Source organism: Sagittula sp. MA-2, assembly GCF_030126985.1.
Taxonomy (GTDB): Bacteria; Pseudomonadota; Alphaproteobacteria; order Rhodobacterales; family Rhodobacteraceae; genus Sagittula.
In genome coordinates this window covers 612713-632962 of sequence record NZ_CP126145.1, presented here as the reverse complement: position 1 = coordinate 632962, position 20250 = coordinate 612713, and the positions used below count along the sequence as shown (strand labels likewise).

Here is a 20250-nt window from a genome sequence, read left to right as displayed (position 1 = left end):
GGACTCCTGTGGATAAACAAGCGGTTGTGGCCGCTTGTCGCAGAATCGCCTTATTTTGGGGGCTGTAACAAGGTTCAGCTTGGAAACGGACTATTTCGTCCCGAACATCCGATCGCCCGCGTCGCCCAGTCCGGGAACGATATAGCCCTTCTCGTTCAACCTCTGATCGAGCGCGGCGGTCACGACAGGCACGTCAGGGTGCGCTTCCTGCATCCGCGCCACACCTTCGGGCGCCGCCAGAAGGCACAGGAACCGAATCTCCTTCGCGCCCGCGGCCTTCACCAGGTCGACCGCAGCGGCAGAGGAATTGCCCGTCGCCAGCATCGGGTCCACGAGGATGGTCACCCGATCCTCCATGTTGGCGGGCAGCTTGTTGTAATACTGGACCGGCTGCAGCGTTTCCTCGTCGCGGTAGAGGCCGATGAAGCCCACCCGTGCGGCCGGGATCAGCTCCAGAATACCGTCGAGCAGACCGTTGCCCGCCCGCAGGATCGACACCAGCGCCAGCTTCTTGCCCTCGATCATCGGCGCGTCCATCTCGCACAGCGGCGTCTCGATACGGACGTTGGTGAGGGGCAGATCGCGCGTGACCTCGTAGGCCAGGAGGTGACTGATTTCCCGCAGGAGCTGGCGGAAGGACGCGGTGGAGGTGTCCTTGTTGCGCATGATCGACAGCTTGTGCTGCACCAGCGGGTGATCGACGACGGTCAGGTGTTGGGTCATTTCGGCTCCAGTCTTTTCAGGACCGCGTCGCGCGTGGCCGCATCGCAGAAAGCGGCGTCGAGCGCGGTCCGGTTCAGCTCCTCGAACACCTCTTCGTCCCAATGGAAGGTCTTCGCAAGGTCTTCGAACTCCCGGCGCATCGTGGTGTGGAAGAATGGCGGATCATCGGTCGAAACCGTGACCTTCACGCCCGCATCGCGCAGTTTGGCGATGGGATGCGCGGCGAGCGAGGGGAACACCCCGAGGAAGACGTTGGAGCCCGGGCAGACCTCCAGCACGATCTCGCGCTCGGCCAGCATGTCCACCAAGGCGCGGTCGCCCCAGGCGCGGACGCCGTGGCCGATGCGTTCGACGCCTAGGTCCTCGACCGCCTCGCGCACCTCCTGCGGGCCGTTCCATTCGCCGGCGTGGCTGGTCAGCCGCAGCCCCGCCTCCCGCGCGCAGTCGAAGGCCCAGGCGAAGTCGCGCTGCTTGCCCTTCTTCTCGTCCCCGGCAAGACCGAAGCCGGTCAGCCAGTCGCCCGCCGTCTCGGCCGCGCAAAGCGCCGTCTGCCGGGCCTTGTCTGGGCCGAAATGACGGATCGCCGTGACGATGCCGCGCAGGGTGATGCCCAGGTCGCGCTCCGCCGCCTCCGCGGTTTCACGGATCGCCAACAGATAGTCCTTCCACGCCGACACGTCGCCGCCACCGCAGAAGTCGGGGCTGAGGAAGGTCTCTGAATAGACCACGCCCTTGGCGGCGCTTTCCTCCAGCACCGCGCGGCAGAGGCGGGCGAAGTCCTCGGGCGTCTTCAGGACCGAGGTCGCGGCCTCGTAGACCTCGAGGAAGTGCCAGAAGTCGCGGTAGTCGTAGGAGCCGTCCGGCCGGAAGACCCGGCTCAGGTCGACCTTCTTTTCCTTCGCAAGCCCGCGGATGAACGACGGCGGCGCAGCGCCCTCGAAATGCAGGTGCAGCTCGACCTTCGGCATCTTCCCGATGCGGTCGAGGGTCTCCTCGTCCGCGCGCCAATCCGGATCTTTCACAGGAAACTCCTTCCCGGTCCCTGCGAGGGGACCCCAAGATGTGCCGCGATGCTGGCCGCGACATCGGCAAAGCCCACCTGTCCGATCTCGCCCGCGCCGCGCCCGGCGATCAGAACCGGCACCCGCTCTCGCGTGTGGTCGGTGCCGGTCCAGGTCGGATCGTTGCCGTGGTCGGCGGTGATGACCAGCAGGTCGCCGTCCTTCAGCTTCGGCAGGAGCCGCCCAATGCCCGCATCGAACCATTCGAGGTGCCGCGCATAACCCGACACGTTGCGGCGGTGGCCGTAGAGCGAGTCGAACTCGACAAAGTTGGCGAAGGTGAACGACCCTTCGGGCATCGTCTCGACCGCGTCGTGCAGGTGCTCCATCAGCGTGTCGTCCGCCCCCTTGGCCACGGTGTCGATCCCGGTCATGGAGAAGATGTCGCCGATCTTGCCGATGGCATGGACCGCACGGCCCGCGTCCTGCGCCCAGTTGGTCAGCACCGGGCTGGGCGGCAGGATGGCATAGTCGTGGCGGTTGGTCGTCCGCGTGTAGTTCCCCGCCTCGCCCACGAAGGGCCGCGCGATCACCCGCCCCACCTTCATATCGTGCAGGATGGGGGCCAGCCGTTCGCAAAGGTCGTACAGCCGGTCGAGGCCGAAGTGCGCCTCGTGCGCGGCGATCTGGAACACGCTGTCAGCGGAGGTGTAGCAGATGGGCCGTCCCGTGCGGACGTGCTCTTCCCCGAAGCGCTCGATCATCACCGTGCCGGAGCCGTGGCAGTTCGCGAGGATGCCGTCGGTCCCGGCGATCTCGCAGACCTTCGCGGTCAGGTCGTCGGGGAAGGCCGGCACGGTGTCGGGGAAGTAGTTCCAATCCCACGGCACCGGCAGACCGGCCAACTCCCAGTGGCCGGAGGGCGTGTCCTTGCCCTGCGAGACCTCGGTCGCCGCGCCCCATGTCCCGACAGGCGGGGTGGCCCGAAGGCCCACCCTACCCCCGCCGCTTGCAAGATCGGCGGCATGGAACAGACCGAGCCCCGCAAGCACGGGCAGCGAGAGCGGGCCGCTTCGCCCGTCTTCGGCCTCCCCGCGCGCGCAGGCGTCGAAGATGTGGCCGAGCGTGTCGGCGCCGGTGTCGGGCACACCGTTGTTGAAGAACTCCGCCGCGTCCGGCGCGCCGCCGATGCCCACGGAATCCATCACCACGAGGAAGGCGCGGGTCATGCCACACGCTCCAGCACCGCGTCGCGCGGCTTGGGCGCGTCGCCGTAAACGATGGCCGAGCGCACGGCTGCCGCCGCGCGGTCGGCCTGCCCTTCGCGGGCGGCGTGCACGCGGGCCAGCGGTTGCCCCTTCTCGACCCGCTGCCCCAAGCGGACAACCTCGGTCAGGCCCACCGCCGGGTTGACCTCATCCGTCTCCACCCGCCGTCCGCCACCGAGGTCGACCACAGTCAGGCCGAGCGCCTCGCCGTCGATGGCGGCAACGACCCCGCTTTCGCGCGCCGTGACCTCCTGGATCACCGGGGCCTCCGGCAGGAAGCGGCGCCAGTCCTCGACGAAACTGAGCGGCCCGCCGAGCGCATAGACCATCTGGCCGAACCGCTCTGCCGCGGCACCGCTGTCGAGCGATGCCTCCAGCCGTGTCGTGCCGTCCTGCACACCCGCCGTCGCCAGCAGCTCTGCCCCGAGCGCCACGGACAGCTCGCGCAGCGGCCCCTTCCGGGCGCCGGTCAGCACCTCCATGCTGATATCGACCTCCAGCGCGTTGCCGAGCGAGGGCACGAGCGGCTGCGACATGTCGGTGAGGAGCGCCGTGGTGGGGCACCCGGCAGCGTTCGCCGTGCCGACCAGCGCCTGCGCCAGCGCGCGCGCCTCCTCCGGCGTCTTCATGAACGCGCCGGAGCCGCACTTCACGTCCAGCACCAGCGCCTGCAACCCCGCCGCCAGCTTCTTCGACAGGATCGAGGCGGTGATGAGGTCGAGGCTCTCGACCGTGCCCGACACGTCGCGGATGGCGTAAAGGCGCTTGTCGGCCGGTGCGATGTCCGCGCTGGCCGAGACGATGGCGCAGCCTACCTCGGCCACGATGGCGCGCAGGCGGTCCTCATCAGGTGACACCGAATAGCCGGGGATCGCCTCCAGCTTGTCGAGCGTGCCGCCCGTGTGGCCCAGCCCCCGGCCCGAGATCATCGGCACGTAGACGCCGCAGCACGCCAGCATCGGCGCCAGCACCAGCGACACGCAATCGCCCACGCCGCCGGTCGAATGCTTGTCGACCACCGGACCCGGCAGGTCCCAGTCCAGCACGCGCCCCGAATCCCGCATGGCCAGCGTCAGCGCGACCCGGCCCGCCTCCGAAAGGCCGCGCAGGCAGATACCCATGGCAAAGGCCCCGCCCTGTGCCGCGCTCACCGTGCCATCGGCCAGCCCCTGCGCGAACCACGCGAGGTCGCGGGCAGAGGGCTCCTCTCCCCGCCTCAAATGGGCGATGACGGCGCGCGCGTCGCTCATGCCTCCCCGCCTGCCTTGTCCATGTGCGTGTTGGTGAAGGCGCCCGGCAGCAGGTCGGCCACCGTGGTCACGAACTCCTGCCCGTCGACCGTCGCCAGCGTGACCTTCACCCCGCCCTTCGCGAATTCCATCAACTTCTGGCGGCAGCCGCCGCAGGGCGGCACCGGGTGCGGGCTGTCGGCGATCACGTAGGCCTCGACGATCTCGGTCTCGCCCGCGGCGACCATCGCGGCAATCGCCCCGGCCTCGGCGCAGGTGCCTTCGGGATAGGCCACGTTCTCCACGTTGCAGCCGACGTGCACGGCGCCGGAGGGCGTCTTCAGCGCGGCACCCACCTTGAAATGCGAATAGGGCACATAGGCATTTTCACGCACGCTGCGCGCGGCATCGGCCAGAGACATGACGGTCCTCTCATTGGTCAGGTCCGGCCATGTTTCCCCTGTGCCCCGCCATTTGCAACCCTTCTCTGCGCGTCACCCGGGGACCGTGAAAAGCCTTGTCGGAAAGGGTCCGAGGCTGTATCGCCCTGCCACAAGACCCATCGCGCGAGACATTGGTTTAACGCTGAACCAATATTGAGAGGAGGCCGTCCGATGAGCGATTCAAAGCACGACACCGCCAAGGAGACCCTGCGCGACGCGGCTCTGTTCTACCATGAGAACCCCAAACCCGGGAAACTCGAGATCCGTGCGACGAAACCGCTGGCCAACGGGCGCGACCTCTCCCGCGCGTATTCGCCCGGCGTCGCCGAGGCCTGCCTCGAGATCAAGGCCGATCCGGCCAACGCCGCCCGCTACACCACGCGCGGCAACCTCGTGGCGGTGGTATCGAACGGAACGGCGGTCCTGGGTCTGGGCAACATCGGTGCGCTGGCGTCAAAGCCGGTGATGGAAGGCAAGGCCGTCCTCTTCAAGAAGTTCGCCAACATCGACTGCTTCGACATCGAGGTGAACGAACCCGACCCCGAGAAGCTGGCCGACATCGTCTGCGCGCTCGAACCGACCTTCGGCGCCATCAACCTCGAAGACATCAAGGCGCCGGACTGCTTCATCGTCGAGAGGATCTGCCGCGAGCGGATGAACATCCCCGTCTTCCATGACGACCAGCACGGCACGGCCATCGTCGTCGGCGCGGCGGCCACCAACGCGCTGCACGTCGCGGGCAAGGCCTTCGAGGACATCAAGGTCGTTTCCACCGGCGGCGGCGCGGCGGGCATCGCCTGCCTGAACATGCTGCTGAAGCTGGGCGTCAAGCGCGAGAATGTCTGGCTCTGCGACATTCACGGGCTGGTCTACGAGGGCCGGGCCGAGGACATGAACCCGCAGAAGGCGGAGTTCGCCCAACCCTCCGACCTGCGCGCGCTTGACGACGTGATCGACGGCGCGGACCTGTTCCTCGGGCTCTCCGGCCCCGGCGTTCTGATGCCGGAACACGTGGCACGGATGTCGGACAAGCCGATCATCTTCGCACTTGCCAACCCGACGCCCGAGATCATGCCCGACCTCGCCCGCGAGGCAAAACCCGACGCGATCATCGCCACCGGCCGCAGCGACTTCCCCAACCAGGTGAACAACGTGCTGTGCTTCCCGTTCATCTTCCGGGGGGCGCTGGACGTTGGCGCCACGACGATCAACGACGAGATGGAGATCGCCTGCGTCGAGGGTATCGCCGCCCTCGCCCGCGCCACCACCAGCGCCGAGGCCGCCGCCGCCTATCGGGGCGAGCAGCTGACCTTCGGCGCCGACTACCTTATCCCCAAACCCTTCGACCCGCGCCTGTCCGGCGTCGTGTCGACCGCGGTGGCCAAGGCCGCGATGGAATCCGGCGTGGCGACGCGCCCGATGGACGACATCCACGCCTACAAGCGGCGCCTCGATGCGTCGGTCTACAAGTCGGCCCTGCTGATGCGCCCGGTGTTCGAGGCCGCGCTGACCGCCTCCCGCCGGATCGTCTTTGCCGAGGGCGAGGACGAGCGCGTGCTGCGCGCCGCGCAGGCGATCATGGAAGAGACGACCGAGACGCCGATCCTCATCGGGCGGCCCGAGGTCATGCAGGCCCGCTGCGAACGCTACGGCCTGAAGATCCGGCCCGATCAGGACTTCCACGTCGTGAACCCGGAAAACGATCCGCGCTACCGCGACTACTGGGAGACCTATCACCAGATCATGTCGCGGCGAGGCGTGACGCCCGACCTCGCCCGCGCGATCATGCGCACCAACACCACCGCCATCGCGGCGATCATGGTGCACCGCGACGAGGCGGACTCGATGATCTGCGGCACCTTCGGCGAATACAGCTGGCACCTGAACTACATCCGGCAGGTCCTGGGCAACAAGCACCTGCATCCGCAGGGCGCGCTCTCGCTGATGATTCTCGAGGACGGGCCGCTGTTCATCGCCGACACCCACGTCCATCCGATACCGACCCCGGATCAGCTTGCCCTCTCGGCCATCGGGGCCGCGCGCCACGTCCGCCGCTTTGGCCTGAAGCCGAACATCGCGCTTTGCTCGCAGTCGTCCTTCGGCAACCAGACCGAGGGCTCCGGCCCCCGCCTGCGCGAGGCGCTGGAGATCCTCGACGCCCGCGAATGCGACTTCTGCTACGAGGGCGAAATGAACGTCGACGCCGCGCTCGACCCCGAGTTGCGCGACCGCCTGCTGCCCGGGAACCGGATGCAGGGCAGCGCCAACGTGCTGGTCTTCGGACAGGCCGACGCCGCCTCTGCCGTGCGCAACATCCTCAAGATGAAAGCCGGCGCGCTCGAGGTCGGGCCGATCCTGATGGGCATGGGCAACCGCGCGCATATCGTGACGCCCGCGATCACGCCCCGCGGCCTTCTGAACATGGCCGCGATTGCCGGAACCCCGGTGCAGCACTACAGCTAAAGACCCCCTGCGGGAACACGCAACGGTTGACCCCAAGACAGCCCGGAGTATGCTGTCGTCGTTTCTTTTCGTGTTTCCACAGGGCCGTCTTGCCATGTACGACCTGCTGAAGTTACTTCCCGCGGTGGTTGACGCCGTGACTGACAATTGGAAGCTGTCCGCTCTGATCGTCGCCTGCATGTTCGTCCTGATTTACCTGCTGTTCCGGGACAACACGCCCATCGTTCAGGTCGGTGTCTTTCTGGTCTTCGTGGCGGCCTCGCTCACCGTCCTGATCATCGTCGCCGCCCCCGAGCAAAGCAAGGCGACGACCGGCGACCGGGTGGACCTGACCCGCGGCGCTTTCATCTGCGGCACGGTGAACGTCGCCCGAACGCAGGACAAATGGCTGGCCGTGCGCCACTCGCACACCACCGACAGCGCCATGAAGGAAAAGCTCTTCGACGGGCAACTGGTCTATGCATACGACCTCGACGGCAACTGGCTGAAGGTCAGGGCGGACAAGGCAGGCATCCTGATCGACGGCTGGATCTACGCCGCCTACGTCACCCAGCACCCCTGTTCCTGACCCGGCAGCGTCCCGGGATCACTCCGCGGGCGCCATCTCTCCGTCCAGCAGCGACCAGACCTGTTCACAGGGTCCCGCGCCGACGCGCCCGCACAGCGACCCCGAGAAGGTGAAGCGCAGGCTGCCCGGTGCCTCCGCGGTAATGCCCTGCGCGGTGTTCAGGAAGACACGCAGGAACTGACCGTCCTCCTGCGCCTGCCAGACCGACCGCAGACACCCCGCCGGTCCGCAGACCAGATCCTCGGCCGCGGAACAGGACAGCGCGCCATGGTTCAACGCCAGGTCTTCCGCCCCTGCCCCGTCGAGGTCGATGGGCGTGGCATAGCCCGCGCCGACCGTGACCTCTCCGCCAAGGACGGCGCAGGCTTCGCGCATGTCGGCCAGCACCTGTGCGCCCGGATCGGCCTCGGTGCGGGCCGCCCTTTCCTGCGCGGCGAAATCGGGCATCGGGCAGACCTGTTCCAGCGTCTCGATTGTGGTGCGCGACCCGGTCAGCGGAAAGCGCCAGACCGCCGGCGGCGCGTCGTAGGCCTCCCAGTAGCGCAGCTCCATCCGGGTGCCCGCCTTCAGCCGTTCGAGCCCGGGCAGATGCGCCTCTTCCAGCGGCGCTTCGAAGGTGCCCAACCCGATGGTGTGGAAGCTCAGGGGCGCCAGCACGCGCGGCCCGGCAAAGATCTGCACGTCGACCTCCGAGCGCGCCAGCAGGTCGGCGGCGCCCTCGGCGCTCATCCCGAAGGCCAGTGCGCTGCCCGCGTTGCACGACAGGCCGAAGCACAGCCGTTCACCCGACCGCTCCCCCGTGCCCTCCGCACAGACAAAACCCGCGTGCCGTCCCTCTTCCGGTCCCGCCTGGTACGTCCAGTCCGCCCGCGCCCCACCCGCCGCATGGGCCAGCACCAGAGCCCCCACCGCCACGCGCGTGGCCAAACCTGTCTTCGCCGCTCTCATGACCGGAGGAGGCCACGGGCCGCGCGCCCGGTCAAGCGTCCGGCCAACCGACTCAGCAACTTTGCACCGACGCACCCCGAAGTTTGCAAATTCAGGAAATCTTCGCAGAAAACCTGTCTGTTTTCCGCGGATTTGCAAATATTTGCAGGGTCAAACACGCGAGAATCGCAAAGTCTCTGCGGTAATCTGTCCTGACCGACGCCAACAGTCTTGCCTGAAAGGCCGCCTCCCGCCTAAGCCGCTATGCAAGAGGGAGACCCGAGAGGAGGACACCATGGGCTACAACGAGGTTTACCAGGGTTGGAAAGCCGACCCGGAGGCATTCTGGATGGAGGCCGCAGAGGCCATCGACTGGACGCAGAAGCCCTCCAAGGCCCTCTTCGACAAGGGCAACAACCTGTACGAATGGTTCGCGGACGGCATGGTCAACACCTGCTGGAACGCGGTCGACCGGCACGTCGAACAGGGCCGCGGCGAACAGACCGCGATCATCTACGACAGCCCGATCACCCACACCAAGCGGGAGATCTCCTACGTCGAGCTGCGCAACCGCGTCGCCATGCTGGCCGGCGCGCTGCGCGCCAAGGGGATCGAGAAGGGCGACCGCGTCATCATCTACATGCCGATGATCCCCGAGGCGCTGGAGGCAATGCTGGCCTGTGCGCGGCTCGGCGCGATCCACTCCGTGGTGTTCGGCGGCTTCGCGGCGCACGAACTGGCCGTCCGCATCGACGACGCTCAGCCAAAGGCGATCATTGCAGCCTCCTGCGGAATGGAACCGGGCCGCGTCGTGCACTACAAACCGCTGCTGGATTCCGCCATCGACCAGGCGAAGCACAAGCCCGACTTCTGCGTGATCTTCCAGCGCGAACAGGAAGTGGCGGCGCTGGTCGAAGGACGCGACTACAACTGGCACGGCTTCCAGTACGGCGTGCAGCCCGCCGAATGCGTCCCGGTGGAGGGCAACCACCCAGCCTATATCCTCTACACCTCCGGCACCACCGGCCAGCCGAAGGGTGTCGTGCGCCACACCGGCGGCCACCTCGTGGCGCTGAACTGGTCGATGAAGAACCTCTACAACGTCGATCCCGGCGACGTGTTCTGGGCTGCCTCGGACGTGGGCTGGGTCGTGGGCCACAGCTACATCTGCTACGGCCCCCTGATCCACGGCAACACCACCATCGTCTTCGAGGGCAAGCCGGTAGGTACCCCCGACGCGGGCACCTTCTGGCGCGTCATCTCCGAGCACAAGGTCAAGAGCTTCTTCACCGCGCCCACCGCTTTCCGCGCGGTGAAGCGCGAGGATCCGAAGGGCGAATACGTCGGCAAATACGACCTCTCCGGCCTGCGCGCCGTGTACCTTGCGGGCGAACGTGCCGATCCGGCGACCATCGAATGGGCGCAGGAGCAGCTAAAGGTGCCGGTGATCGACCACTGGTGGCAGACCGAAACCGGCTGGTGCATCGCGGGCAACCCGCTGGGCATCGAGGAACTGCCGACGAAGCTCGGCTCTCCCGCCGTGCCGATGCCGGGGTACGAGATCCACATCCTCGACGAGGCCGGCCACCCGATGCCCAATGGCGAACTGGGCGCCATCGCGGTGAAGCTGCCGCTGCCCCCGGGCACGCTGCCGACGCTCTGGAACGCCGAACCGCGGTTCCGCAAGGCCTATCTCGACCACTTCCCGGGATATTACGAGACCGGCGACGCGGGCATGATCGACGACGACGGCTATGTCTACATCATGGCGCGCACCGATGACGTCATCAACGTCGCGGGCCACCGCCTGTCCACCGGCGGCATGGAAGAGGTCCTCGCCAGCCATCCGGACGTGGCCGAATGCGCGGTGATCGGCGTGACCGACGATCTCAAGGGGCAGTTGCCGCTGGGCTTCCTGTGCCTGTCGTCCGGTGTGAACCGCCCGCACGAGGAAATCGTGAAGGAATGCGTGAAGCTGGTGCGCGACCAGATCGGCCCGGTGGCGGCGTTCAAACTGGCCTGCGTGGTCGACCGCCTGCCCAAGACCCGCTCCGGCAAGATCCTCCGCGCGACGATGGTCAAGATCGCCGACAACGAAGAGTTCAAGACGCCCGCCACCATCGACGATCCCGCCATCCTCGACGAGATCAGGGAAGCGCTGCAGACCCTCGGCTACGCGAAGTAACGCGGCGCATCCACAGCGTTCCCCAAAGGCCCGGCCGCGCGCCGGGCCTTTGTCATTCCGCCTTGCCGCCGATCTTTGGGGCGAACCACAGGATCAGCGACCCGGTGATCGCCGCCGCGGTCGAGGTGATCAGCACAGCCAGCTTTACGCTTTCCAGCTGCCCGCCCTCGAAGGCGGCAGAGCTGATGAAGATCGACATGGTGAACCCGACCCCCGCCAGGAAGCCCGCCCCGACCATCTGTGTCCAGCTGATCTCCGACGACAGGCGGGCGATGCCCAGCTTCGTCGCCAGCCAGACGATGCCCACGATCCCCAGCGGTTTGCCGATGTAGAGCCCCAGCATCACCCCCAGGCTTTCCGGCGCAAAGGGCGAGAAGCTCGACCCGATGATGAGCAGCCCGGTGTTGAAGAAGGCGAAGAGCGGCAGGATGATGAAGTTCGAATAGGCCTCCAGCGCCTCCTGCAGGTGAAAGCCCGGTTCGCGCAGCCGGTCGACCGCGTTCTGCAGCCGCCGCACGGCAGAGTCGTTCATGTTCTCCGTGTCCTCCTCGCCGTCGACGATAGCCACGGCCTGCATGGCGACGCTGCGCCCGTCCGCCGGCCGACGCGACGGCAGGACCGCCGCGGTGATCACGCCCGCCAGCGTCGCGTGCAGCCCGCTTTCGTGGATGAAGTACCACAGCACCACGCCCAGCAGCATGTAGGGCATCCGGTTGTAGACCCGCCCCACCGCAAGCACCGCCATCACGCCCGTAACGCCACAGGCGAAAAGGAACTGCGTCAGGTGGAACCCCTCGCCATAGAAAACCGCGATGACGAGGATCGCGCCCAGGTCGTCGGCAATCGCCAGCGCCGAGACGAACACCTTCAGCGAGGTCGGCACCTTGTTCCCCAGAAGCGCCATGATCCCCAGCGTGAAGGCGATGTCGGTCGCCATGGGCACGCCCCAGCCATGCGCCGCATCGCCGCCGAAGTTGACCGCCGTATACAGCAGCGCAGGCACGATCATCCCGCCGAGCGCGCCGATGATCGGCATGATCGCCCTGTCGCGGTCGCTGAGTTCGCCAAAGACGAACTCCCGCTTGATCTCGATGCCCACAAGCAGGAAGAACAGCGCCATCAGACCGTCGTTGACCCACATCTCCAGCGGCAGGGCAAAACTCCGCTCGCCGAACATCAGGGTGAAGTCTGTCTCGCGCAGTTCCTCGTAGGCGTCGTGCCAGCCGATGTTGGCCACCACCAGCGCCGCCAGCGTGGCGAGGATCAGCACCAGGCCCGCCGAAGCCGCCCAGTGGAAGAAGTCGTTGCCCGCCAGCGACAGGCGCACGCCCAGCGGCTGCTCGATGGCCTCGATCAGCGCGGTCTCGTCCCACGCCCCTTCGTAGAAGCGTCCGTCGATGAAGATCAGCGGCATGTGCAGGTCGGAAGTGTCGCCAAGCGAGTCGCGGTCGGCCTCCAGCTTGGCGTCGGCCTCCGCCATGTCCTCCCGGAACTGTTTCATGTCGAGGTCGAGGTCGCGCGCCAATTCCTCCACCGTTTCGACGGAGTAGTCCGGCGGCGCATCGAACAGTGCGCGGTGCATGTCGGAGAACCGGTCCTGCCGGTGCGCGGCGACGGCGGCCCGCGCGGCGATGGCTGCACCGTCCTCGTCGTTGTGCGGAATGATGAACCTGACGGCGACCGAAGCCCCGTCGCGTCCGAACCGGGCGGGCGACCGTCTCAGGATGTCGCGTATCCGGCGGGTGTGCGGACAGGTGTAATCGACGTACCAGGTGATCTCGACACGGCCACCGGCCTCGCCCAGAAGAATGTCGTTCTCCGCATCGAACGGGCGGGAGAGTTGGTGCACCATGCGCAGCCCTCAAGTAGTCCCGGGCCACGCGGCCCCATCGCTGCGCAACATGGCACCATTTCCGCGACGAGCAAGCCCCGTTCCCCTGCGACACAGATACCTGCGAAAAGGTGCGCGCCTTTGCCTTGGCTGTGGGCAAAGGCGGGTCAGCGCCATGCAGGCAAGGGCGCGCGGTGCAACGCCCCTGCCCGCCGCGCAGGTGTCAGCCGGACGCCTTGTGGCGAAGGTCCGTACCGCGTTCCGCGACGACAAGTGGAGCGCCGCGGGCCATCGACCGCGCCACCACACGCTCCGCCTTGCGCATGCTCAGCACGGGCCACCCCGGTTCCGCCTGCCCTACCGCCGACACCAGCGCCTCGCGCAGCGCGGGGCTCATCTCCTGCAAGGCCAGCGGTTCGGGCAGCGCCGTCTCCACCGCGACCCCCTCTGCCAGCAGCAGGACATGGCGCGCGCAGGCAATGTGGACATAGTCGAGACCGGGCAGCGAGGGCATCTGCCGCACCGCGGGCAACGCGGTGAGCGACAGTGCGGGCACCAACGCCTCCCCCCCTCTGGCCGCCCGGGCGACCAGCGGCGACCGCACCAGCACCCTGTGCTGCGGAGAGACCATGACGGCCCGCTCCGGCACGCCGGGGCCCAATGCGTCCTTGCCGATCCGCACCGGGCGTTTGCGCGCATTGCCCATCTGCTCGGCCCATGTGACCCGCGTCAGGCCGACCCAGAGCACCGGCTCCGCCCGCCCGTCATGGGTCAGCACCAGGTCGCCCTGAACGATCGTCTCAACCGGCCGCACGCCGCCCGGCGTCGCGACGCCGCATCCTGCCACGAAACACATGTTGCCCCCTATGTGTATCCGTCCGCCGCAGGGCACACCGATCCGGCCGCCGCGCAGGGGAGTCGCAGGCACTATCCATGCTCCGGGTAAATCAGGGGTTCATGGCCGGGCAGCTTTTTCGCGGCCCGGCCTCCGACCGTGCGCCGGTCAGTCCGTGAAGGTGACGGAGACCTGCGGATCGCCCGGCAGGCCGGCGTAGCTGACCGTCGCCTTCCCCAGCGCCTTGGCCGGCGGCAGAAGCGGCCCGATGGAGCCCACGGATACGAGGTCGCCCGCGTTCATCGCGTAGCCCTTGGAGATCAGCCACAGCACCGAGTTCACCGGGTTGCCCAGTACCGACGCACCCGGCGCCTCCGCCATCACGGTGCCCTCCGCGTCCGTGACGGTCACCTGCATCGCAGCCAGCGCCTCCAGCATCGCGGCGGGGTCCTCGACCGGGATCGGGGTCCCCAGCACACCCAGTCTCGGCGCCACACCGTTGGCGGTCAGGGTGATCCCGTTGATCGGCTCCCCTTCCTTGAACACGAGGTCGGGCAGTTCGATGAAGGGCTGCACCGCCGAGATATGGGCCATCGCCTCTTCCGGCGTGGTGGCATCGTTGATCGCGTCGTCGCCGATGACGAGGATCAGGTCCGCCTCGAACAGCGGCCGCGCGCCGAAGGACAGCGGCACGGAGGCGCCGTCCTCCAGCAGCATGTCGGCATAAAGCACGCCCGCCACCGGCTCCGTCACGCCGAACCGCTCCTGCGCGGGTCCCGAGGTCAAGCCGGCCTTGTAACCCACGATCTCGCCCATCTGCGGCACCAGCGCCTCGATCAGCTTGTCCTGCGTGCAGCGGGCGTCCTCCATCGATCCGTCCGGGACGAGGGCCTTTGCCGGCACCTTCGCCATGTAATCCCTGACGTAGGCCGCAATCGCCTCGTCCGTGGCGCAGTCCGCGCCCGCCTGCCCCGCGACCACGGCCAATCCCAGCGCCAGCGCATGTGTTCTCTTCATCGACATACCTCCCGTTCGGCCCGCGCCCCGACTCGGCAGGGTATGCGGGCTGGCGGCAGGCTATCAGCTTTCACGGGATTGCGAGAAATTTCGCTCACGCATTGGGCAGGGCCATGGGCCCCGGCGCGGACCGATCCATCCTGCCCGCCCCTTCCGACCGAGGGTCAGAGCGTCGCTCACCGAAAGGCGCGGCCGTCGGGTCGGCGGGCGGGCGCCTTTGCGTCAGCAAACAGTGCCGCCCGACGGCCCGCGCCCAGCACCAACCTCAGACGAACTGCTCCTGGATCAGCCGTTCCTCCAGCCCGTGACCCGGATCGAACAGCACCCGGTGAACCACGCCCGGCTCCGACCGGATGTGCACCTGCACCACGTTGCGCACCGCGACGCTGTCGGCCTCCGCCATGACCGGGCGCTTCTCCGCCTCCAGCACGTCGAAGGTCACCTCCGCCGCCTTCGGCAGCAGCGCCCCGCGCCAGCGCCTCGGCCGGAAGGCCGCCACGGCCGTCAGCGCCAGCACGTCCGCGCCGATGGGCAGGATCGGCCCGTGGGCGGAATAGTTGTAGGCCGTCGACCCCGCGGGCGTCGCCAGCAGCGCGCCGTCGCAGACCAGTTCAGGCAGGCGCACCTTGCCGTCCACGCTGATCTTCAGCTTTGCCGCCTGCGGCCCGGCGCGCAGCAGCGACACCTCGTTGATCGCCAGCCCCATGTGCCGCGTGCCGTCGGCGCAATGGGCGCGCATGCCCAGCGGGTTGATGACCGCCTCTTCCGCCGCGGTCAGCCGTTCGACCAGCCCGTGCTCGGAATACTCGTTCATCAGGAAACCCACGGTGCCGCGGTTCATCCCGTAGACCGGCGCGGCGATTTCCTGCGTGCGGTGCATGGTGTGCAGCATGAACCCGTCGCCGCCAAGCGCCACGATCACGTCCGCCCCCTGCTCTGCGTGGCAGCCATAGCGCCGCGTCAGCGCGGCCAGGGCCGCCTGCGCGATGGGCGCGCGGGATGCGCAGAAGGCGATGCGTAGCGTCATGTGGCGTCCGGTCTCCGTTCCGGGACGACGTTTCCGGAACGCCCCCCTTGGCGCGGATGGAAGCACAAGTTGCCGTGGGGGACCAGAGATGCCGCAAGAATATTACACTAAGTCGTTTTGCCGTATTTGACCCGGTCCGGCTTTCCTTTAAGACGCCCGCAACGCACGCCCACCCCTCAACAGGAGACACGGCCATGAACGCCCCCCACCGCGACGACGGTTTCTTCACCGAAGACCTCTCCTCCCGCGATCCCGAGCTCTTTGCCTCGATCACCGGCGAACTCGGCCGCCAGCGCGACGAGATCGAGCTGATCGCGTCCGAGAACATCGTGTCCCGTGCCGTCATGCAGGCGCAGGGCTCGGTGATGACCAACAAGTACGCCGAGGGCTACCCGGGCCGCCGCTACTACGGCGGGTGCCAGTGGGTCGACGTGGCCGAGGAACTGGCCATCGAGCGCGCCAAGCAACTGTTCTCCTGCGAATTCGCCAACGTCCAGCCGAACTCCGGTTCGCAGGCCAACCAGGGCGTATTCCAGGCGCTGATCAAGCCGGGCGACACCATCCTCGGCATGTCGCTCGACGCGGGCGGCCACCTGACCCACGGCGCAAAGCCCAACCAGTCGGGCAAGTGGTTCAACGCCATCCAGTACGGCGTGCGCCAGCAGGACAACCGTCTCGACTACGACCAGGTGGAGGCGCTTGCCAAGGAACACCAGCCGAAGATCATCGTGGCCGGCGGCTCTGCCATCCCGCGCCAGATCGACTTCGCGAAGATGCGTGAGATCGCCGACATGGTCGGCGCCTACCTGCACGTGGACATGGCGCACTTCGCGGGCCTCGTGGCCGCGGGCGAGCACCCGAGCCCGTTCCCGCACGCCCATGTCGCGACGACCACCACGCACAAGACCCTGCGCGGCCCGCGGGGCGGCATGATCCTGACGAATGACGAGGACATCGCCAAGAAGGTCAACTCCGCGATCTTCCCGGGCATCCAGGGCGGTCCGCTGATGCATGTCATCGCCGCCAAGGCCGTGGCCTTCGGCGAGGCGCTGCGCCCCGAGTTCAAGACCTACGCGAAGAACGTCATCGCCAACGCGCAGGCGCTGTCGGACCAGCTCATCAAGGGCGGCCTCGACACCGTGACCCACGGCACCGACACCCACGTCGTGCTGGTGGACCTGCGTCCCAAGGGCGTGAAGGGCAACGCGACCGAGAAGGCGCTCGGCCGGGCCCACATCACCTGCAACAAGAACGGTGTGCCGTTCGATCCGGAAAAGCCGACGATCACCTCCGGCATCCGTCTGGGCTCCCCGGCGGGCACCACGCGCGGCTTCATGGAGGCCGAGTTCCGCCAGATCGCCGACTGGATCATCGAGGTGGTCGACGGGCTGGCCGCCAACGGTGAGGACGGCAACGGCGAGGTCGAGGACAAGGTGAAGGCCGAGGTCGCGGCCCTCTGCGCCAAGTTCCCGATCTACCCGACGCTCTGACGCCGGATCGTCACGACATGCGGAAAGGGCCGGTCGACAGCGACCGGCCCTTCTTCTTTTTCTGCTGCCCGTCTGCCCGACAGGATCCTGCCCGCCCCTGCGCCTTACAGGCCTCGGACGAAATAATCCGGCCTCGTCCGGTCCTGGTTGTCGTGGCCAAAGCCTTCGCCGTTTGGCGACCCTTGCAAAAATGTGCCCCTGTCGATCCGATTCCAAGCGGGGAGGGAACCTCGCCGGCGCGTCGACAGGGGCGCCTGTCAAAGCCCCGCGTGAGGAGGGGCTTCGACAAGATCGGCGCGGGCGGCGCCATTGCCGCCCGCGAACAGTCCGCAGTCATCGGCCAGCACTGCCAGCGCGCGCAGGAAACCGGAGTGATCGTTTCCTTCGCACAACAGCATCGCATGTCCCGCCGCCGCGACCTCGTTGCCGCGCACCACGGCCCTCATGGTGGTCAGGAACATCCGCTCATGATCGCTGACGAAGGCCGAACAGCGTGGACAGCGCGCCGAGTTGAAGCGGAACACCGATACGCGTGCCTGCCGCATCGACTGAACCGCGGACAACACCGCCATCGCGGCGCGCGGCCCCCGCTCGGGACCGAAACACGCCAAGGCGTCGGAAGCGGCCTGCAACCAGCCGTGCTCCGCCGGGTCCGAGAACGCCCCGAAGTAATGACGCGCGATGTTGAGGACGATGAATTCCGCGGGCTTCAGCCCCAGCGCCCCGATGGGCGTACCGCGCTTTGCATCGAAGCATCGCTGACTTCCGGTTTCCATGACCGCACCTCCAGACCTGAACACGGAGCCTGTTGCGGCTCCTTTCCGGACCTGGCGGACAGCGTCGTCTGGCTGGGTCGATCAATTCCTACAAAAACACTCGGATATGTGCAAGCCCGAAAATCAGCCCTCGTGTGCGGCGCGGCCCGGACGCGGATCGGAGGTGTCTGCCGCGCCCGGCAAGCCCCATACGACGCGCGAGGTCCGGACCACCGGCATTGCGCTCAACGGGGTCATCACCCGGCCGGGCACGGCGATTTGACACGATGCCCGCAGCCCGGCCTCCGGCTGGAACCTGGATCAGATGGGCGCGCTGCACACCGCCCTGGGCGGCACTCATGTCCAGGATTACAAATAGATGGGTGACGCAAATCTCAAGCATTCGGGGTCCGGATGGGGGCGCATTGTACCGGCTTGGGTGCGCGTGGGACGCGGCCGGGGCTCTGCCCCGGACCCCGAGGTATTGTTGCCAAGATGAAGGAGGGGCGCCGGTCAGGCGACCAGCGCGAGCGTGACGACCGAGACGGTGAGGACGGCGATGCCCAGCAGTTCGCGGGTGCTGACCTTTTCGCGGAACCACAGCACGCTGGCGGCGAGGCTCAGGATCAGTTCCACCTGCCCCACCGCATAGACGTAGGCGGCGGTCTGCAGGGTGAAGGCGGTGAACCAGCTGAGCGATCCCGCCGCCGAGGTCACCCCCAGCCAGGCGGCGGTCCCGCGCGCCTGCCAGACGCGGCCGATTTCACCCGGTTCGCGCCAGGCCAGCCAGGCGGCCATGATCAGCGCCTGCCCGGTGGTGACCCAGACCAGCGCCACGGCGGCGCGCAGGATCGGGTCGTCGCTGGCTACCGACAGCGTCGCGGCGCGGTAGCCGACCCCCGCCACGGCAAAGAACAGCCCCGATCCCAGACCGTAGAGCACCGCCGGGCTGCGGAGTTGCCGCAGGAGGTTGCCCTCGATCTCCGGCGTACCCGACAGCATCAGCACGCCCGCGAGCCCCACGCAGATTCCCAGCCAGCCCGCGAGGGACAGCGCCTCGCCCAGTACGACCAGACCGAGGAGCGCGGTCAGGATGACCTCCGTCTTCTTCAGGGTGATGCCGACCGCGAAGTTGCGGGTCCGGAAGGTCATCACCACGAAGACGGTGGCGAGGATCTGTCCCAGCCCGCCGAACAGCGCCCATCCCCAGAAGGCGGGCATGATCTGCGGCAGCGCCTGCCCGCGTGTCCAGGGCACCAGCCCCAGCACCACCAGCCCGGCGGGGCTTGCGTAGGCGAAACGGGCGAAGGTGCTGCCGACGGCGCTCAGCCGTCCGCCGGCCAGCACCTTCTGCAGCATGAATCGCACGGTCTGAAAGGTTGCCGCGGAAAGGGTGGCGAGGATCCACAAGTCCATGTGCGACCAATGCCCCGTCCACAGGGCGCCGTCCAGAGCCTCAGCGCGGCCAGAGCGGGTGCGGCACCGGATCCTTGGCGCGCCAGAAGTAGCGGCGGAAGACCTCGGCGTAGGAGGCATAGCGGTAGCCGGCGTTCCGGCTCAGGTAGCGCTGGCGGTTCTCGCGGTAGAGGCGCGGCAGCCGGTACCACGGGACCATGGCGTGCATGTGGTGCACGACATGCAGGTTGTTGTTGAGGAACAGCAGTGCGAGCGGGCCCCTGTCCTCGATCACCACGGTGCGGCCGCGCGCGTCCTCGTGGGCGCGATGTTCGAGGAAGGTCCGGATCTTCAGGATCGCCAGCGCGCCGTAGACCGACAGCCCGAAGGCCCACCACGGCATCTGGCCGGCCACGCCCATCCAGATCAGGACGACCGCGACGGCCGGCACATGCAGCAGCCAGCCCAGCCAGACGCGCCGGTCGCCGCGCCGCAACGCCGCAAGGTCGGAGGCGAAGAAGGCCACCGTGCCCAGAAGCGGCCCGATCGCCAGCCGTCCCGCAAGGGTGTTGTTCCAGCGCAGCACCCGGCGGACCACGGCAGGCAGTCGCGCCCAGACCTTCGGGTCGAGGTAATTGCTTTCGGGATCGTCGTAGGGATCGGTCAGGATCGAATCGCGATGATGCGCCAGGTGGGTGTCCTTGAAGCGCAGGTAGGGCACGACCAGCGTCAGCGCCGGAAAGACCAGCGCGCCGTTCAGGACGCGGGACCGGAAAGGATGTCCGTGCAGCATCTCATGCGTCAGCGAGGAATGCAGCGCCGCGGTCGCCGTGACCAGCGCCATGCCCAGCGGCAGCCAGACCTCGGCAGCGGCCGTGGTGCCGAGCGCCCAAAGCCCGTAGCAGACCGCAAGGAGGCCGAGCGTCGGCCATTCGACACCGCGAAACCGGTCCGCGAGGCGCGGAATGAGGCCCTCAGGCATGAGACCTCCGGCAGGTATGGTTAGATTGGTGGACAGGGCACGCCGGACATGCCGCGGCGGAGGCAGGGGCCAGTGCCTGCCATGACCGGGCAGTGGAAACGCCCCCGCGCA

At 67.7% G+C, this 20250-nt stretch carries 17 protein-coding genes; 4 read left to right on the top strand and 13 right to left on the bottom strand.

The window, feature by feature from the left end; all coding sequences use genetic code 11:
* Window positions 1-90: 90 nt before the first annotated feature.
* From upp to QNI11_RS03225, 5 genes are read right to left on the bottom strand one after another with little or no spacing between them, the layout of a single operon-like run.
* A complete protein-coding gene (gene upp, locus QNI11_RS03245) occupies window positions 91-723 on the bottom strand; it encodes a uracil phosphoribosyltransferase (protein ID WP_100927885.1) in 633 nt (210 codons plus the stop codon).
* On the bottom strand, window positions 720-1691 hold the full coding sequence (locus QNI11_RS03240) for an adenosine deaminase (RefSeq protein WP_100930850.1): 972 nt from the start codon (window positions 1689-1691) through the stop codon (window positions 720-722). Before QNI11_RS03240 ends, upp begins: the two co-directional genes overlap by 4 nt.
* A gap of 50 nt (window positions 1692-1741) precedes the next feature.
* Window positions 1742-2953, bottom strand: coding sequence for a phosphopentomutase (locus QNI11_RS03235; RefSeq protein WP_283982320.1), 1212 nt, complete (start codon window positions 2951-2953; stop codon window positions 1742-1744).
* Window positions 2950-4242, bottom strand: a complete 1293-nt coding sequence (locus tag QNI11_RS03230) for a thymidine phosphorylase (RefSeq protein WP_283982319.1) — start codon at window positions 4240-4242, stop codon at window positions 2950-2952. Before QNI11_RS03230 ends, QNI11_RS03235 begins: the two co-directional genes overlap by 4 nt.
* Window positions 4239-4643, bottom strand: a complete 405-nt coding sequence (locus QNI11_RS03225) for a cytidine deaminase (protein ID WP_100927888.1) — start codon at window positions 4641-4643, stop codon at window positions 4239-4241. The genes QNI11_RS03230 and QNI11_RS03225 overlap by 4 nt, the downstream gene beginning before the upstream one ends.
* Window positions 4644-4835: 192 nt before the next feature.
* Between QNI11_RS03225 and QNI11_RS03220 the strand changes: the two genes are divergently transcribed.
* Both QNI11_RS03220 and QNI11_RS03215 read left to right on the top strand, forming a co-directional pair.
* Window positions 4836-7127: an NADP-dependent malic enzyme gene (locus QNI11_RS03220; protein ID WP_283982318.1), complete on the top strand. Its 2292-nt coding sequence runs from the start codon at window positions 4836-4838 to the stop codon at window positions 7125-7127.
* Window positions 7128-7263: 136 nt separating this feature from the next.
* Window positions 7264-7695 (top strand): hypothetical protein, encoded by a 432-nt coding sequence (locus tag QNI11_RS03215; RefSeq protein ID WP_157814928.1) that lies wholly within the window; start codon window positions 7264-7266, stop codon window positions 7693-7695.
* 18 nt (window positions 7696-7713) lie between these two features.
* Here the strand turns inward: QNI11_RS03215 and QNI11_RS03210 are convergent, their stop codons facing one another.
* Entirely contained in the window at window positions 7714-8622 is a 909-nt protein-coding gene (locus QNI11_RS03210; RefSeq protein WP_283982317.1) for a hypothetical protein, read from the bottom strand.
* A 295-nt stretch (window positions 8623-8917) separates the two neighbouring features.
* On the opposite strand from QNI11_RS03210, the gene prpE reads away from it, so the two are divergent.
* Entirely contained in the window at window positions 8918-10807 is a 1890-nt protein-coding gene (prpE, locus tag QNI11_RS03205) for a propionate-CoA ligase PrpE (RefSeq protein WP_283982316.1), read from the top strand.
* Window positions 10808-10859: 52 nt separating this feature from the next.
* Here prpE and nhaA read toward each other — a convergent pair whose 3' ends face one another.
* The 4 genes from nhaA to QNI11_RS03185 all read right to left on the bottom strand — a co-directional run bounded on the left by nhaA (window position 10860) and on the right by QNI11_RS03185 (window position 15517).
* Window positions 10860-12659 carry a Na+/H+ antiporter NhaA gene (gene nhaA, locus QNI11_RS03200; RefSeq protein WP_283982315.1) on the bottom strand — a complete coding sequence of 600 codons (1800 nt, stop codon included), beginning with the start codon at window positions 12657-12659 and terminating at the stop codon, window positions 10860-10862.
* A gap of 202 nt (window positions 12660-12861) precedes the next feature.
* The gene (locus QNI11_RS03195; RefSeq protein WP_283982314.1) at window positions 12862-13494 is read right to left on the bottom strand and encodes a Hint domain-containing protein; all 633 of its coding nucleotides are present in this window, start codon (window positions 13492-13494) and stop codon (window positions 12862-12864) included.
* Window positions 13495-13641: 147 nt separating this feature from the next.
* On the bottom strand, window positions 13642-14490 hold the full coding sequence (locus QNI11_RS03190; protein WP_283982313.1) for a 2-keto-4-pentenoate hydratase: 849 nt from the start codon (window positions 14488-14490) through the stop codon (window positions 13642-13644).
* Between the two features lie 265 nt (window positions 14491-14755).
* A complete protein-coding gene (locus QNI11_RS03185; protein WP_100927895.1) occupies window positions 14756-15517 on the bottom strand; it encodes an NAD kinase in 762 nt (253 codons plus the stop codon).
* Window positions 15518-15711: 194 nt separating this feature from the next.
* Between QNI11_RS03185 and glyA the strand changes: the two genes are divergently transcribed.
* Window positions 15712-17007: a serine hydroxymethyltransferase gene (glyA, locus tag QNI11_RS03180; RefSeq protein WP_283982312.1), complete on the top strand. Its 1296-nt coding sequence runs from the start codon at window positions 15712-15714 to the stop codon at window positions 17005-17007.
* A 257-nt stretch (window positions 17008-17264) separates the two neighbouring features.
* On the opposite strand, the gene QNI11_RS03175 is transcribed toward glyA, so the two are convergent.
* The 3 genes from QNI11_RS03175 to QNI11_RS03165 all read right to left on the bottom strand — a co-directional run bounded on the left by QNI11_RS03175 (window position 17265) and on the right by QNI11_RS03165 (window position 20139).
* Complete coding sequence (locus QNI11_RS03175; RefSeq protein ID WP_283982311.1) at window positions 17265-17783, bottom strand: hypothetical protein; 519 nt, start codon at window positions 17781-17783, stop codon at window positions 17265-17267.
* A gap of 492 nt (window positions 17784-18275) precedes the next feature.
* Window positions 18276-19178 carry a DMT family transporter gene (locus QNI11_RS03170; protein WP_283982310.1) on the bottom strand — a complete coding sequence of 301 codons (903 nt, stop codon included), beginning with the start codon at window positions 19176-19178 and terminating at the stop codon, window positions 18276-18278.
* 40 nt (window positions 19179-19218) lie between these two features.
* Window positions 19219-20139 (bottom strand): fatty acid desaturase, encoded by a 921-nt coding sequence (locus QNI11_RS03165; RefSeq protein ID WP_283982309.1) that lies wholly within the window; start codon window positions 20137-20139, stop codon window positions 19219-19221.
* Between the last annotated feature and the right edge of the window lie 111 nt (window positions 20140-20250).